Genomic DNA, 14,548 nt, shown 5'->3' on the forward strand with positions numbered 1-14,548 from the left:
GGTCGTACGGTCCGCTTACAGCAAGCCGGTATGTCAGCCCGCCGATGCGTCAGCGCCACGCACCGGCCAACAGGACCGGCCCGGCCGGTCCCGTGAAGTGGCATGGCAAGGCGCCGTACGGCGTCCGTACTCCCTCCACTCCCCCACTCGATGGAGCTGCCCCATGCGTTTCGCCACCGTGCGCAGAGTCTTCAGACGCACTGCTCTGGCCGCCGCGCTCGGCGCGCTGGCCACGGGCCTGACCGTCATCACCCCGCTCGCCCCCGTCGCCGATGCCGCGGCCACGGCCGGCGGCACTCTCCAGCAGGTCACCAACTTCGGTTCCAACCCCGGCAATCTGGCGATGTACGAGTACGCGCCGACGAACCTCCCCGCGAACGCGCCACTGGTCGTGGCCCTGCACGGCTGCAGCCAGTCGGCGAGCGACTACCACACCCACTCCGGCTGGCAGAAGTTCGCCGACCAGTGGGGATTCGCCGTGGTCTACCCGCAGACCAGCTCGGCCAACAACAGCTTGTCCTGCTTCAGCTGGTTCGACGCCACCAAGGACACCCGGGGCAAGGGCGAAGCGGCCTCCATGGTGCAGATGGTCGACCACGCCACGGCACAGTACGGCTCCGACCGCAGGCGGATCTTCGTCACCGGCCTGTCCGCCGGCGGCGGCATGACCGCGAACCTGCTCGCCGACTACCCGGACGTGTTCGCCGGCGGCGCCGTCGACTCCGGCCTCCCCGCGCAGTGCGCCACCACCGTGATCGCCGCCTCCAGCTGCCAGTACACCGGCCAGAACCTCACTCCCAAGCAGTGGGGGGACAAGGTCCGCGGTTCCTACCCCGGGTACACCGGCCCCTGGCCACGGGTCGCGATCTGGCAGGGCACCTCCGACACCACCGTCAGGCCGGTCAACGGCACCGAGCTGCGCGACCAGTGGACCGATGTCTGGGGCATCGGCCAGACGCCCTCCAGCACACGGGACCTGACCGGCGGCACCACCGAGAGCATCTACAACGATTCCGCCGGCAAGCCCGCCGTCGCCCACTTCTCGATCTCCGGCATGGCCCATGGCCTCGCCGTGGACCCGGGCTCCGGCGCCGACCAGTGCGGCACCACGGGGACCTACTACATCGACTCCATCTGCTCCAGCTACCACACCGCGAAGTTCTGGGGCCTGGACGGCTCCAGCAGCGGCTCCCTGCCGGAGCCGTCCGGGGTCACGGTCACCGGCACCACCGACGACGGCGTCTCACTGACCTGGAACGCCGTCAGCGGGGCGGCCTCCTACCACGTCTACCGCGACGGCACCAAGGTCGGCTCCCCGGCCAACACCTCCTACACCGACACCGGCCTGTCCGCCGGCACCTCCTACCGCTACACCGTCGCCGCGGTCGACTCCACCGGCGCGGTCGGCGCCGCGTCCTCGCCGGTCACCGCGACGACGACCGGCGCCGAGCCGGCACCCACGTGCTACACCGACAACAACTACAACCAGGTCAAGGCCGGCCGCGCCCACCAGAGCCTCGGTCGGACGTATGCCAACGGTTCCAACCAGAGCCTCGGTCTGTACAACCTCGCCGTCATCCACACGCTCAAGGAGACTTCCCCGGGCTACTTCGTCCTCGCCGACTCCGGCTGCTGACCTTGGAGGCCGACTCCGCCTGCCGGCCTTGGAGCACGACGCGCCATTCGCAACGACGGCGTGTTCGCGCGGCTCGCGTAGAGGTCATCCCTCCTCGCGCAGGCCCCAAGGAGCGCCGTACTCGGTGAGCAGGTCGAGGAACGGGCGGGGCGGCAGGGCCTCGGGGCCGAGAACACCCTCGCCGGACCAAGCGCCGGTGGCGAGGAGTTCGAGGGCGATGACCGGGTTCATCGCGGTCTGCCAGACGACGGCCTGTGAGCCGTACTCGCGCATCGTCCACTGGTTGTCGACCACGTGGTACAGGTACACCTCACGGGACTCGCCGTCCTTGGTGCCCTTGGCCCAGGTGCCGGCGCAGGTCTTGCCGGTCATCCGGTCGCCGAGGGCGGCGGGGTCGGGCAGACAGGCGGCGACCACATCACGCGGCGAGACCTTCACCGGTCCGTGCTCGCCGGGCACTGTGACCTTGGTGGTCGAGTCCAGGCCCAGCTCGTGCAGGGTCTTCAGCCTCGTGATGAAGTCGTCGCCCAGCCCGTACTTGAACGTCACGCGCCGCGCGTCCACCCAGCGAGGGATCAGCAGCACCTCCTCGTGCTCGACGTTTACGCACTCCACCGGCCCGATGCCCTCGGGGAAGTCGAAAACCTCCGGTTCGCTGAACGGTGCGGTGGTGAACCAGCCGCGTTCCTTCTCGTAGACCACCGGCGGATTCAGGCACTCCTCGATGGTGGTCCAGATGCTGAACGAGGGCGCGAAGTCGTAGCCCTCGACAGTGAGGTTCGCGCCGTCGCGCACACCGATCTCCTCGATCTCGTCGAAGAGATCGTCCGCGGCGTACCGCGCGAAGACGTCCGACAGCCCCGGCTCCACGCCCATGCCGACCAGAGCCAGGCGCCCCGACTCCACCCAGCGATCTGCCAGCTCGAACTGCTTGTCACCCAGCTTCACCCCGCACTTCTCGAACGGCTGTGAGGGGTGCGGAACGGACAGCGACATCGCCATGTCCAGATAGTGTGCCCCGGCCGCGAGGGCCGCGTTGAACAAAGGCATCACGAACCGCGGATCGGTCGCGTTGAACAGGACGTCGCATCGGTGCTCGGTGAGCGCGGCCCGCACCGCGTCCTCGTCCGAAGCGTCCAGGCGCAGCGCGCTGAACCGGTCGCCGTGCCCCTTCAGCGCGGCGACGGCCGCTTCAGCGCGGGAGAGGTCGTAGTCGGCCACGACCATATGGGTCAGGAATTCCCTGCGTGCCGCGATCCGGGTGGCGGCAGTGCCGACGCCGCCCGCGCCGACGAGAAGTACTCGCATGTCAGTGACCCTTCTTCGCTTCCGGGAGCGGGGCGCCTCCGGATTGCCCCTGATGCAACGGCACGAGGCGCTGTAAGGTCAACTGTGTTGGCATAAGCCAGGGGTGCCGGCGGTGACGGAGGAGGAGAAGGGGATGCCGAAGCGGGTGGTGCCCGAAGAGGCACGGCGCAGGCGCAGGCCGACGCGACAGGGCGTGGTGTTGTCCGAGACGCTCATCGTGGAATCCGCGCTGCGGATGCTGCGCGAGCACGGCAGCGCCGGCCTGACCGCCCGGCGCCTGGGAGCCGCGCTGGGTGCGGACCCGAGCACCCTTTACCGCTACTTCGCGGGGATGGACGACCTGGCCCGAGCCATCGGCGACGAGCTGATGGGCCGGGCCTTGGACAGGTGGACGGCCACCGGTGACTGGCGGGCCGACTTGCGCGCCCTCGGGCTCGCCCTCCACTCCTCCTATCTCGCACACCCGCAGGCCGCCGTGCTCACAGCCAGCCGGGTCAGCGGACGTCCGCGGGAGATCGCGGTCGACGAGACAATCCTCGGCATTCTGCGCGGGGCGGGCCTGCCCGATCCCGCCGCGGTCCGCTTCTACCAGGCGTTCATCGACCTCGCCTTGGCCTTCGCCGCGCTCGACGCGGGGGAGCTGGCACTCTCCGAGGAGGCCCGCACACGGGACGAGGAGATGTGGGACTCCACCTACGCCCGGCTGCCGGCCACGTCCCACCCGAACATCGCCGCCACCGCCCCCCTGCTCGCCGCCCGGATGCTGCACAGCGCCTACCCGGTGGTCCTTGACACCTTGCTGGACGGCATCGCCACCGAACTGGCTGCCGCAGGTGCCCCGAGCGGCTGAACGACCCCGGTCCATGCCCTTTTCACATGCTCTGCTCTATCAAGTTCTGGCCGCTTCGGGCTGGTTCCGGCGGATGTTGCCGGTGGTGACCATGCGGGGCGCGGTTCATTGACGCGATTCCGTGGCGACGACCTTCTCGAGCACCTCCAGGAGTTCGTCGGCGTCGTCTTCGGTGAACGCCAGCGGCGGACGGATCTTGAGCGACGCCGCTGCCGGGCCCGAGGCGCTGATGAGCACTCCCGCCTCCCGCATGCCGTTGACCACGCGGGTGGCGAGCCTGGGGTCCGGGGCGGAGGGGTCATCAGGCTGTCCCAGGTCGGCCGCGAGGAACATGCCCGCGCCCCGGACGTGGAAGACGCGCTCGTTGTCGGCCATGATGCGGCGCAGCCCGGCCAGAAGCCGGTCTCCGGTGTGGCGAGCGTGCGCCAGCAGCCCTTCTTCTTCGAGGACATCGAGCACGGCCGCGGCGGCGGCGATACTGACCGGGTTGCCGCCGAAGGTGTTGAAGTAGCGAACCTCGCTCCCGAAGCGCTCCTGTGCGTCCAGCGTGCCGACGACCGCGGAGATCGGCATTCCGTTGCCCATGGGCTTGCCCAGCACCGCGAGATCCGGCAGGAGTCCATGCCGCTCGAACCCCCACCAGCCGCCCGTCCGCCCGAAGCCCGCCTGCACTTCGTCGGCTATGTACAGCCCTCCGGCGGCCCGGACCACTTCGGCGGCGCCGCGCAGAAAGCCGGCCGGCTCCGTCTGCACGCCGTCGCTGGAGAGGACCGAGTCGAAGATGACGGCGGCCACCCCGTCCCCGCGTCCCTCAAGTTCCTCCACGGCCCGGCGTACCGACGCCGTCATGCGCGGCCCGACCTCGCTCACCGGAGTGCGGGCGGTGTCGACCGACGGGACGGTGACAACGTGCTCGCCCAGCCGGTTGTTCGGGCCGAGCGAGGGCGACAGCTGCGCCGCCGCGACCGTAGTGCCGTGATAGGCGTGCTGGGAGATGATGATGCCGCTACGCCCGGTGCGGTGGCGGGCGATCCGGATGGCGAGGTCGACCGCCTCGCTTCCGGTACACGCGTAGGTGACGCGTGACAGCGGATCGGGGAAGGTGGCCAGCAGCCGCTCGGAGTACTCGATGATCGGCTCGGTCAGGTAGCGGGTGTGGGTGTTGAGGCGGCCGAGCTGCTCCGCGACGGCCTGCCGCACCTTCGGGTGGCTATGCCCGATCACCGGCACATTGTTGTAGGCGTCCAGGTAGACGCGGCCGTCGTGTCCGGTCAGGCGCGCCCCGTGTGCCTCTCGCACCGCGACAGGCTTCTCGTAGAACAGCCGGTACGCCGGTCCCAGGACACGGTCGCGACGCTGCAGCAGCCGCGCGACCTCGGGGGCGACGTCGGCGCCCTCGCGCGGGTCGAACCCGTTCGCCATGTGGACGCCGGCGGCACCAAGGGAATCGCTCATCAGGGCTCCGTGGGTTGTCGATGTCCGGGCGCCGCCGCTCCGGGAGAGCGGGGGCGGCAGCGCCGCACCGGCGCGGAGCGGAGCCCGGGGCCGTAGACGTCATCGCCTCTTTCCGGCCACCGGCAGACAGGTGAAACTTCCCAAGCTTCATTGCTGATGTCAAGGCAAGATTGATGACCAATATTTGCTCGGAAGGACGGTGATGGTCCTGAACTCCGGAATATTCTGGCCATCACTCAGCGGTTCGGACTAGGATTGGTCATCAATTTCAACGAGGGGAGGGCGCTGGTGCCCGAGGGAGACTTCCAACCGCTGCCGCCGTTGCTGACGGACGCGGAAATCGTGCGCACCGCGCACGCGGGGTTCGACGTCACGGTCGACCGCCTCACGCGTCTGGGCGGCGAGACAGCGACGAACGCGAAGGTCGTACTGGCGGACGGCACGGCCTGCATGTTCAAGGCCGTCGCCGCACGGACTACCGCTCACGTCGAGGCCGTAGCGGCACTGCTGGAGTGGCGCAGCTCCCTCGTGGCGGCAGCGGCCCGCGCGGGCCTCCCCGTGGCCCGTGCCAGGACGGCTCCCCGGGGCGGCACCGTCGCGGTCGTCGAGGACCGTGGCCGTTTCTTGCTCATCCAGCTGTCGGCGTGGCTGCCGGGGACCGCCCTGGCGCACCATCCCGTCGCCGGCAGCGCCGCGTTGCGCGTCCGCCGCTCCCTCGGGGCCGGCGCGGCCAGGCTGCGGCAGGCGTTCACCAGCCACCCCGCTCCCCCGCGTGCCAACGACCACGAGTGGTCGTTCGAGACGACAGGGACGGTCATCTCGGACACCCTGGCCGATCCGGGCGTCCGCTCCCGCATGGGGCGCGCTGGTCTGGAGGCCGTGGAAGCCGTCGTGAGCCGTTTCGAGGGACTGGCCGAGGCGGTGCGGCAGGCGCCCCGCGGAGTCACCCACCACGACCTCAACGACTTCAATGTCCTGATCGGGGTCACTCCCGAAGGCCCGGGGGTGACCGGGGTCATCGACTTCGACGACGCCCGTACTGGCCCGCTGGTCGCGGAGGCCGCGATCGCCTCCGCCTACGCGATGCTCGGACAGCGCGACCCGGTCTCCGCCCTGGTGGAGGTCGCGCGTGGCCTCGCGGACGTCGAGCCGCTCTCCGAGCAAGAGGCGCGGCTGCTGCTGCCGGGCAGCGCGGCGCGGCTGGCGCTGAACGCCACGTTGTGGACGGCCCGCGCCGGTGCTCACAACAGCGCGTACGGGGCCCAGCGGATGAAACGGACGTGGCCGGCCCTGCACACGCTCGCATCAGCGGACTGGGACGCGGCTGACGCCCGCGTCATCGAGGCCGCCACCGTCCCCCAGCGGGCAGCCGCATGACGGCGCGCTCCCGGTTGGGGAGTACCGGCGCCGCGGTGTCCACGAGCCGGCAAGTCGCCGACGCGCTCGGCGACCGCATCTACCGATGCGAACTGCTCCCCGGTGCCCCCCTTCGCGAGATCCCGATCGCCGAGGAGTTCCAGGTCTCGCGCCGGACCGTGCGCGAGGCGCTCCTGGTGCTGGTGTCCCAGGGGCTCGTCGACCACGTGCGCAACCACGGCGCCTCGGTACGAGTCCTGCGCGCCGAGGACGTGGTGGACCTCTACCGTGTCCGCCGCACTCTGGAGGTGCAGGGGGCGCGTGCCTGCACCGATGCCGAGGACGGCCTCCGGGCGCGCCTGACGAGCGCTCTGGAGGCCCTGGCCACGGCCGCGCACGCGGACGACGCGCAGGACATCATCCTCCGCGACCTCGCTTTCCACGGTGCGGTCGTGGGGCTGACCGGCAGCCCGCGGCTGGACGCCTTCTACTCCCGGTTCAGCCACGAGATGCGGATGGCGCTCACCATGATCCGCCAGGACGAGATGGCCACGCGCACCACTCCGGACCAGGTTGTCGCCGACCACCGCCGGATTCACGACCATCTGCTCGCCAGGGACGCCTTCGGCGCGCAGCTGGCCATCGTGGAGCACATCGCGGCCAACGAGCGGCGTCTTCTGTCTCTGATCGGCTGAAAGCGCCGCGCCGGGCAGGCAGAGCAGGCCGCCCGGGGTCGGTGTCCGCGGCCGGCCCAGGCGCCGAGGCCGGACGCCTCGGCGTCCGCGATTCGTAAATTCCTCCGGTCACCTGTCCGGGCTGACCCACTCAGCGATCAAGCCCCGCCGTCAGCAGGCGTCCCAGCGGTCCGCGTACCGCGAGCAGCACCGACCCGATCCCGATTCCGCACACGGCGGTGACGGCGAAGTAGGAGGCGTTGTCGATCGAGGTGAACAGCTGGCCGAGCAGGCCGGACAGGGACGACCCCAGGGCCAGCGTGAGAAAGTTCAGCCCGACCATCTGGGCGCGGAACGTCCCGGGGCCGATCCGCGTGGCCAGGGACAGCCCGATCGGGCCGACGAAGACCTCGGAGGAACCGGCCGCCATCATGAACAGAAGGATGAGGACCAGCGGGATGTCGGCCTTCCCGGTGGCCTCGGAGATGACGAGCAGGAACAGATAGGCGCAGCCGATCTGGATCAGTCCGACAGCTATCTTGGCCACCGGCCCGGGCTGGCGCTCCCCCAGGGATTTCCACACCTTGGCGATGAGCGGGGTGATGAGGACGGCCGCCAGCGGGCTGACGGTCGTGACCCAGGCGACCGGGAACCTCCAGCCGCCGATGTGCAGATCAATGCGCTCGGTGATGAGGATCGAAATGGCGGTGAACTTTTGGAACAGGAAACCGAAGTACATCCCGGACGCCAGGAAGAGCGGCAGGTAGCCGAGGATGCGCCTGCGCTCGTCAGCGCTGACCGCCGATGACGTGGTCATGGTGAGGAAGTAGGCGGCGGCCGCCACCAGCGCGGCGACGGTCACCACGGTGGACAGGTTCTCCGCTCGGAGCAGGCCGGCGGCCACGGCGGCACCGACAGCGGCGAGGCAGGCGAGGGCCGCAAGGGCGACGAGCGGCCGGCGACCGGCGGGGAGGGGGTTGTTCACGGTCCGGGCGCGCTCGGGAAGTTTCTTCATCGAGGCGATGTACTGGACGAGCGCCGCGGCCATACCGATCGCGGCCAGGCCGAACCCGTAGTGGAAACCGAGTTCGTTCTGGGCGAGGCCGGTGGTGAGCGGGCCGACCACCGCTCCGATGTTGATGGCCATGTAGAAGTAGGAGAATCCGGCGTCTCGATAGCCCTCGTCCTCGTTCTGGTCGAGGACGAAGCCGACGATCGAGGTGATGTTCGTCTTCAGCGCGCCGGTGCCGAGGACGATGCACACCAGGCCTACGCCGAGGCCGGTCAGGCCGGGCGCGAAGGCGAGCACCACGTGCCCGGCGGTGATGACGACGGCGCCGTACAACACCATGTTCTGCGGACTGACGAGGCGGTCGCCCAGCCAGGCACCGAGGATCTGGGACAGGTAGACGGCGCCGCCGTAGGCTCCGACGATGCCCGCCGCGACGGCCGGGTCCATGGCGAGACCGCCGTCCGCGCGCGTGTAGAGCAGGTAGAACGAGAGGATGCCCTGGAGGCCGTAGAAGGAGTAGCGCTCCCAGAGTTCGGTGAAGGCCATGCTCAGCAGGCCGCGCCGGAACGGATGGCCGGACGCCTCGGCCGGGCTCCCGCCGGGCTCGGGGTCGGCTGCCGTGCTGATGTAGTGCGCTTGTGATCTCATTCGCTGAGTCCCGCCAATCGCGAGCCGAAACGGGCGATGAGGGAGGTGTGCTCCGAGTGCCGGCTCTCCTCCCACCAGTCGGCGACGCCGAAGAGCCGGTACATGCCGTGGACCCCGATCCAGCGGAGGGGTTCGGGCTCCCAGCGGCCGGAGTCGTGGTCGTTCCACGGCAGTCGGGTCAGTGCGGTGTCGTGTCCGGCGGCCCGGTCCAGCAGGGTCCGTGCGGCGAGGTGGGTGGCGGTCACGCCGTGTCCGGCGAAGCCGCGTGCGACGCCGATCCTGGTGGCGGGGTCGAAGGTGATTCCGGCGCACCAGTCACGGGTCACGCCGATGGCACCCCGCCAGGCGTGTTCGATGGTGAACGGCACGTCGGGGAAGAAGAGCCGGAGCCGCTCGCTCAGCGTGCGTACGGTGCGGGTGTCCACCTTGCCCTGGCCAGGAGTGCCGGAGTTGAAGGCGTACGGGGTGCCGCGGCCGCCGATCGCGATGCGGTCGTCGGCGGTGCGCTGCGCGTAGACGAAGGTGTGCGCGGCATCGCCCAGGCACTCCCGCTCCTGCCAGCCGATCCGTTCCCACAGTCGTGCCGGGAGCTGGTTGGTGACGACCATGGAGGAGTTGACGGGGATGACATCGCGCTTTCCCAGGCCGCGGGCGTCGCTGTCGACCTGGCCGGAGTAGGCCTCGAGGCAGGTCAGGACGGTCGTGGCGCGCACCGTTCCGCGCGAGGTGGTCACGGCTCCGGGCGCGATGCGGGTGGCGCGGGTGCCTTCGGCGATACGTACGCCCTTGGCCTCCACGACCGCCGCGAGGCCGTGGAGGAGCTTCGCGGGGTCGACGCGCACCGTGGTTCGGGTCAGCAGACCGCCAAGCGCCGGCCGGATGGCGATCCGCTTGCGGACGGCGTCGGAGTCGAGGAGTGCGAGGTCCTCCGTGCGGTAACCGTTCTTGAGGTCCGCCGCGTGGTTCAGTTCGAGGCGCTTCATGGCGGCCGGGGTGGTGGCCACGCGCAGGTGTCCACCCCGGTACTGGTCGGCCTGGATGCCCTCCTGCTCCAGGATGCGGAGTGTGTCGTCGATGGCTCTGTCCATCTCCTGCTGGAAGGAGATGACAGCGGCGGCACCGTCCCTTCCCCCCTTGCGTACGGCCTTGGCGTACACGGCCCGGTTGCCGGGAATGAGCGGTGAGAGCCAGCCGCCATTGCGCCCGGAGGCGCCGTAGCCGACCTCCTTGGCCTCCAGGACGGTGATTTTCGTTCCGGGGCGGTCCACGGCCGCGTGGTATGCGGCCCAGAGCCCGGTCAAGCCGCCGCCGACGATGACGAGGTCCTGCTGCTCATCGGGCAGGCCGGTCCGGTGACGTGCCGGGCCGGCCTGCGCGTCCGGTGTGCGGGAGGCCCGCATCCAGTGCGATATCTCGCCGTTGCGATAGGGGGTCATCAGCAAACTCCAACAGGGGGGCGCGGTGGTTCGGTGGGTGGGGATTCAGTAGGTGGGGGGTGCCATGGCCCACAGGACTCTGGCCTCCTGCGCGCCGGTGACCTCGACGATCCGGTGGGGGTCGCTGCTGAGGTAGTGGATCGAGTCCAGGGCGGAGAGCCTGTGGCGCTGTTCGCGGACCCATACCTCCACCTCGCCGGACAGGACCAGGAGCAGTTCTTCCGAACTGCCGTGGGTATAGGGCTCCACGCCGGTGGAGCCGCCCGGGGCGAAGTGGCCGAGGAGCACTTCCAGGTGGTCGAAGGTCCCAGGGGTGAGTTTGATCTTCGTGGCACCCTCGCCGAACGACATGCCGTGGGTGTCACGGAAGCGCAGTACCGTGCCGGCCCTGGCCTCCCCCTGGGCGAAGAGGTCCCCCACGGTGAGTTTGAGTACCTCGCACAGCCGCTGGAGGGTACGCACGCTCGCGTTGGCCTGATCCCGCTCGACCTGGGAGAGGTACCCCTCGGTGAGACCTGCCTGGTCAGCCACGTCCTTGAGCGTCAGATGGAGGGCCCGTCTGCGGCGGCGCAGGCGGGCACCGACGCTTACAGGGAGATCAGAATGCTCGTTCGACATGGCCGGAAACTAACAGCACTTTGACCTTGGCACAATAGAAGTTGGCGTCATCAAAGTTTTCTTTGATCGGCGCCGGCGCCCGCGCCCCGTGCCCCAGCTCTTCGGCTCGCGCGGGAACACGGCACAGGCTGGGGAGGTCGGGCGCATGTTCTTCAGGTCGGGCGCATGTTCTTCGGCCGCGTCCATGTGCTCGGTGGCCCCGGCCCCTCCGCTCCGCACGGGCGTTCAGGTGGTGGCGAGATCGGCCAAGCCGAGAACCGTCAGGCCGAGGCCCGCCAGGGTCAGGCTGAGCCGGAGCACGCAGGACGCGTGAGTGCTCCACCAGCGCACGCGGGGCATGGCCGAGGCCGGAATCAGACTCCAGTCCACGCGGCGCAAGCCGGCTTTGTAGATGCTCATGGCCACGATGCCCCATAGGCCGGCCATGGCCAGGGCGCCCGCGATCGCCCTGAGTGTGGGCGCGTCCATTCGGTCTCCTTCTTCGGGGGCGGAGTTCGGGGACCACGCCCCGGTTCCGATGACGGTGACCGCGCTGCGGATGGCCACTGGCGCGTGCGGCGCGACCCGGTCAGGCGGTGCCGGTCGCGGTCAGACAGACCAGTGCGAGGTTGAGCGCGATGACGATGGCGGTCACGAGCGCGGCCGCCACGGTCACCGGGCGCCGGTTCGCGCAGGCACCCATGACGGTGCGACGCGAGGTCAGTATCACCAGCGGTACGAGAGCGAATGGGATTCCGAAGGAGAGCACGACCTGGGAGAGGATCAGCGCCCGCGTCGGATCGGCCCCAGCGGCCAGCATCGCCAGGGCCGGGAGCAGCGTGATGACCCGACGGACCACCAGGGGGATCCGCCGGCGCAGCAAGCCTCCCATGATGGCCGCACCGGCGTAGCATCCGACCGCGGTGGAGGCGAGTCCTGACGCCAGGAGACCGACGGCGAAGAGCAGCGCGACCGCGCCGCCCAGACGGGCACCGATCGCGGCGTGCACGCCCTCGAGAGAGCCGCCGGTCCCAGTGCCCCGCAACGCGGTCGCCGCCAGGAGCAGCATGGCCAGGTTGACGGCGCCGGCTACCAGCATGGCCATGCCCACGTCGTACTTGGTCGCGGACAGCAGTCTCCGTCGCCGCTCGCCCTCTTGTCTTCCGTGCCGATCCCGGGCCAGGGCCGAGTGCAGATGGACGACGTGCGGCATGACGGTGGCGCCCAGCATCCCCGCCGCCAGGAGCACACTGTCCGCGCCGTCGAACCGGGGGACGAAGCCGTTCGCGGTACCCGCTGCCGATGCCGGGGCCACGAAGAGTCCGGCGGCGAACCCCAGGGCGATCACCGCGAGCAGGCCGATGACCACCCGTTCGAAAGACCGCTGTCCACGCCGGCTCCGCAGGGCCAGGAGCGCGGTCGACACCAGGCCCGTGATCAGCCCTCCGACGAGCAGTGGCAGATCGAACAGGAGGTACAGAGCGATCGCTCCGCCGAGTACCTCGGCCAGATCCGTGGCCATCGCCACCAACTCGGCTTGTGCCCAGTAGGCCAGCCGGCCGGCTCGGGACATCCGGTCGCGCAGGGCTTCCGGCAGTGACTGCCCGGTGACCAGCCCCAGCTTGGCCGACAGGTACTGCACCAGGCACGCCATCAGATTGGCCGCCACGACCACCCACACGAGCAGGTAGCCGTAACGGGCGCCGGCGGTCACATTGGTCGCCACGTTGCCGGGGTCGACATAGGCGATCGCGGCGACGAACGCCGGTCCGACCAGGCGGAGCCGCCGCAGACGAGGGGCAGTGGATGTCTGGGGTTCTGCCCCTGCGGCCGGTCTGGGGTCGATGGTGTACATAACGCGTTACGGGCCCTTCGTGAACGCGGCAGCAGCTTTCCTGGTGTCCGCTCCGGCCGGTCAGTAGATGTTCGACGGCCGGACCATGCCTTCGGCCAGGTCGCCGAAGCCGGGGGCCACGATCGCGCCCGGGTTCTGGATGATCTCCTCGACCACCAGCGTTTCGGTGGTGAGCAGCAGCGCCGCGATGGAGGCCGCGCTGTGCAGGGCCGAGCGGGTCACCTTCAGCGGATCGATCACGCCGAGCGAGAACATGTCGCCGTACTCCCCGGTGAGCGCGTTCAATCCGTGTCCCGCCGGCAGCGCGGCGACGCGGTCGACGACCTCCTGACCGTCGTAGCCGGCGTTGATCGCGATCCAGCGCAGCGGCTCCGCGAGGGCGCTGCGGACGATGTCCCGTCCTGCCGAGTGGTCACCGGTCAGCTCCAGCCCGTTCAGCACCGATGCGCACTGTGCCAGTGCCGTTCCACCACCGGCGACGACCCCCTCCTCGATGGCCGCCCGGGTGGCGGACAGCGAGTCCTCGACGCGGTGCTGCTTCTCCTTGAGTTCCACGCCGGTGGCCGCGCCGACGTGGATGACCGCGACGCTGCCGGACAGGCGGGCGATGCGCAGTTGGAGGTGGTCCTGGTCGTGCTCGTGCTCGGCCCGCTCGAGTTCGCGCTTGATCTGTTCGATGCGGGCCGAGACGTCCTCCAGCGCACCCGCGCCGCCGACCAGCGTGGTGCCGGACTCGGTGACGGTGATCTTGCGGCACCGCCCGAGCTGGTCCAGCCGCACCGCGTCCAGGCTCAGGCCCGCGTCCCCGGTGACGACGCGTCCCCCGACGAAGGCGGCGAGATCCTCGAGCTCGGCGATACGCCGGTGGCCGAAACCCGGAGCCCGTATCACCACCGACTTGAAGGTGTCGTGCACGTTGTTGGCCACGAGCATGCCCAGGGCCGGGCCCTCCACCGTCTCGGCCAGGATCACCAGCGGGCTGCCGCCGCGGGTGACCTGTTCCAGCAGCGGCATCAGGGTCTGGACCGTCGAGATCCGCTCGTTGGTGAGCAGGATGTAGGGGTTCTCGAAGACCGTTTCCATCCGGTCCTTATCGGTCACCATGTAGGGCGAGATATAGCCGTGATCGAATTCCATGCCATCGGCGAAACTCACCTGGAGCCCGAAGGAGGGTGACTCTTCCACCGTCACGACCCCGCTGCGGCCCACGCGGTCCATCGCGGTCGCGATCGTCTCGCCGATCTCGGCGTCGTTGTTGGCCGAGAGCGTGGCCACATGGGCGAGGTCGGCCTGGCCGGTGATCTGCCGGGTGTTCTCCTGCAGTGCCTCGATCACCGCGGCGACCGCCTGGTTGATACCCGCCTTGAGCAGCATCGGGTTCGCGCCGGCGTCCACCGCGCGCAGTCCTTCGCGCACGAGGGCCTGGGCGAGCACCGTGGCGGTGGTCGTGCCGTCTCCGGCGACGCCGTTGGTCTTGTTGGCCACTTCCTTGACCAGTTGGGCGCCCATGTTGGCGAACGGGTCGCGCAGTTGGATCTCGCGGGCGATGGTGACGCCGTCGTTGGTGATGGTGGGTGGGCCGGTCAGCTTCTCGATGACGGCGTTGCGTCCCTTGGGGCCGAGCGTCACCTTGACCGCGTCGGCGAGGGCGTTCACGCCTCCCTCGAGGAGACGTCGCGCATCGACGTTGAAACGCAGATCCTTTGCCATCTTTCGTAACC

General features: G+C 69.7%; 12 protein-coding genes. 4 read left to right on the top strand and 8 right to left on the bottom strand.

The features are described from left to right. The first annotated feature begins 163 nt into the window (after positions 1-163). The gene (locus NP777_RS01410) at positions 164-1,636 is read left to right on the top strand and encodes an extracellular catalytic domain type 1 short-chain-length polyhydroxyalkanoate depolymerase (protein ID WP_256648128.1); all 1,473 of its coding nucleotides are present in this window, start codon (positions 164-166) and stop codon (positions 1,634-1,636) included. 84 nt (positions 1,637-1,720) lie between these two features. Here NP777_RS01410 and NP777_RS01415 read toward each other — a convergent pair whose 3' ends face one another. Continuing rightward, entirely contained in the window at positions 1,721-2,944 is a 1,224-nt protein-coding gene (locus NP777_RS01415) for a saccharopine dehydrogenase family protein (protein WP_256648129.1), read from the bottom strand. Between the two features lie 133 nt (positions 2,945-3,077). Here NP777_RS01415 and NP777_RS01420 point away from each other — a divergent pair, with 133 nt between their 5' ends. Continuing rightward, on the top strand, positions 3,078-3,794 hold the full coding sequence (locus tag NP777_RS01420; protein ID WP_256648130.1) for a TetR/AcrR family transcriptional regulator: 717 nt from the start codon (positions 3,078-3,080) through the stop codon (positions 3,792-3,794). A gap of 105 nt (positions 3,795-3,899) precedes the next feature. On the opposite strand, the gene NP777_RS01425 is transcribed toward NP777_RS01420, so the two are convergent. Continuing rightward, complete coding sequence (locus NP777_RS01425) at positions 3,900-5,249, bottom strand: aspartate aminotransferase family protein (protein ID WP_256648131.1); 1,350 nt, start codon at positions 5,247-5,249, stop codon at positions 3,900-3,902. Positions 5,250-5,537: 288 nt separating this feature from the next. On the opposite strand from NP777_RS01425, the gene NP777_RS01430 reads away from it, so the two are divergent. Both NP777_RS01430 and NP777_RS01435 read left to right on the top strand, forming a co-directional pair. Next, the gene (locus NP777_RS01430; RefSeq protein WP_256648132.1) at positions 5,538-6,626 is read left to right on the top strand and encodes a phosphotransferase; all 1,089 of its coding nucleotides are present in this window, start codon (positions 5,538-5,540) and stop codon (positions 6,624-6,626) included. A gap of 35 nt (positions 6,627-6,661) precedes the next feature. Then, on the top strand, positions 6,662-7,300 hold the full coding sequence (locus tag NP777_RS01435) for a GntR family transcriptional regulator (protein WP_256648133.1): 639 nt from the start codon (positions 6,662-6,664) through the stop codon (positions 7,298-7,300). A 130-nt stretch (positions 7,301-7,430) separates the two neighbouring features. Here the strand turns inward: NP777_RS01435 and NP777_RS01440 are convergent, their stop codons facing one another. The 6 genes from NP777_RS01440 to groL form a co-directional block, all read right to left on the bottom strand. After that, positions 7,431-8,939, bottom strand: a complete 1,509-nt coding sequence (locus tag NP777_RS01440) for a peptide MFS transporter (RefSeq protein WP_256648134.1) — start codon at positions 8,937-8,939, stop codon at positions 7,431-7,433. After that, positions 8,936-10,375 carry an NAD(P)/FAD-dependent oxidoreductase gene (locus NP777_RS01445; protein ID WP_256648135.1) on the bottom strand — a complete coding sequence of 480 codons (1,440 nt, stop codon included), beginning with the start codon at positions 10,373-10,375 and terminating at the stop codon, positions 8,936-8,938. Before NP777_RS01445 ends, NP777_RS01440 begins: the two co-directional genes overlap by 4 nt. Before the next feature lie 45 nt (positions 10,376-10,420). Beyond that, positions 10,421-10,993: a helix-turn-helix domain-containing protein gene (locus NP777_RS01450; protein WP_256648136.1), complete on the bottom strand. Its 573-nt coding sequence runs from the start codon at positions 10,991-10,993 to the stop codon at positions 10,421-10,423. A gap of 225 nt (positions 10,994-11,218) precedes the next feature. Further along, positions 11,219-11,461, bottom strand: a complete 243-nt coding sequence (locus NP777_RS01455; protein WP_256648137.1) for a hypothetical protein — start codon at positions 11,459-11,461, stop codon at positions 11,219-11,221. Positions 11,462-11,561: 100 nt separating this feature from the next. Beyond that, positions 11,562-12,827: an Nramp family divalent metal transporter gene (locus NP777_RS01460; protein WP_256648138.1), complete on the bottom strand. Its 1,266-nt coding sequence runs from the start codon at positions 12,825-12,827 to the stop codon at positions 11,562-11,564. 60 nt (positions 12,828-12,887) lie between these two features. After that, entirely contained in the window at positions 12,888-14,537 is a 1,650-nt protein-coding gene (gene groL, locus NP777_RS01465) for a chaperonin GroEL (protein WP_256648139.1), read from the bottom strand. Positions 14,538-14,548 lie beyond the last annotated feature (11 nt).

Source organism: Streptomyces rugosispiralis (assembly GCF_024505145.1).
In the GTDB taxonomy this organism is placed as follows: Bacteria; Actinomycetota; Actinomycetes; order Streptomycetales; family Streptomycetaceae; genus Streptomyces; species Streptomyces rugosispiralis.

Bases quoted from the DNA above. Each gene is read 5' to 3' on its own strand.
- NP777_RS01420 (WP_256648130.1), top strand. From the start codon at position 3,078: ATGCCGAAGCGGGTGGTGCCCGAAGAGGCACGGCGCAGGCGCAGGCCG.
- NP777_RS01455 (WP_256648137.1), bottom strand. From the start codon at position 11,461: ATGGACGCGCCCACACTCAGGGCGATCGCGGGCGCCCTGGCCATGGCC.
- NP777_RS01450 (WP_256648136.1), bottom strand. From the start codon at position 10,993: ATGTCGAACGAGCATTCTGATCTCCCTGTAAGCGTCGGTGCCCGCCTG.
- NP777_RS01425 (WP_256648131.1), bottom strand. From the start codon at position 5,249: ATGAGCGATTCCCTTGGTGCCGCCGGCGTCCACATGGCGAACGGGTTC.
- NP777_RS01460 (WP_256648138.1), bottom strand. From the start codon at position 12,827: ATGTACACCATCGACCCCAGACCGGCCGCAGGGGCAGAACCCCAGACA.
- NP777_RS01440 (WP_256648134.1), bottom strand. From the start codon at position 8,939: ATGAGATCACAAGCGCACTACATCAGCACGGCAGCCGACCCCGAGCCC.
- groL (WP_256648139.1), bottom strand. From the start codon at position 14,537: ATGGCAAAGGATCTGCGTTTCAACGTCGATGCGCGACGTCTCCTCGAG.
- NP777_RS01445 (WP_256648135.1), bottom strand. From the start codon at position 10,375: ATGACCCCCTATCGCAACGGCGAGATATCGCACTGGATGCGGGCCTCC.
- NP777_RS01415 (WP_256648129.1), bottom strand. From the start codon at position 2,944: ATGCGAGTACTTCTCGTCGGCGCGGGCGGCGTCGGCACTGCCGCCACC.
- NP777_RS01410 (WP_256648128.1), top strand. From the start codon at position 164: ATGCGTTTCGCCACCGTGCGCAGAGTCTTCAGACGCACTGCTCTGGCC.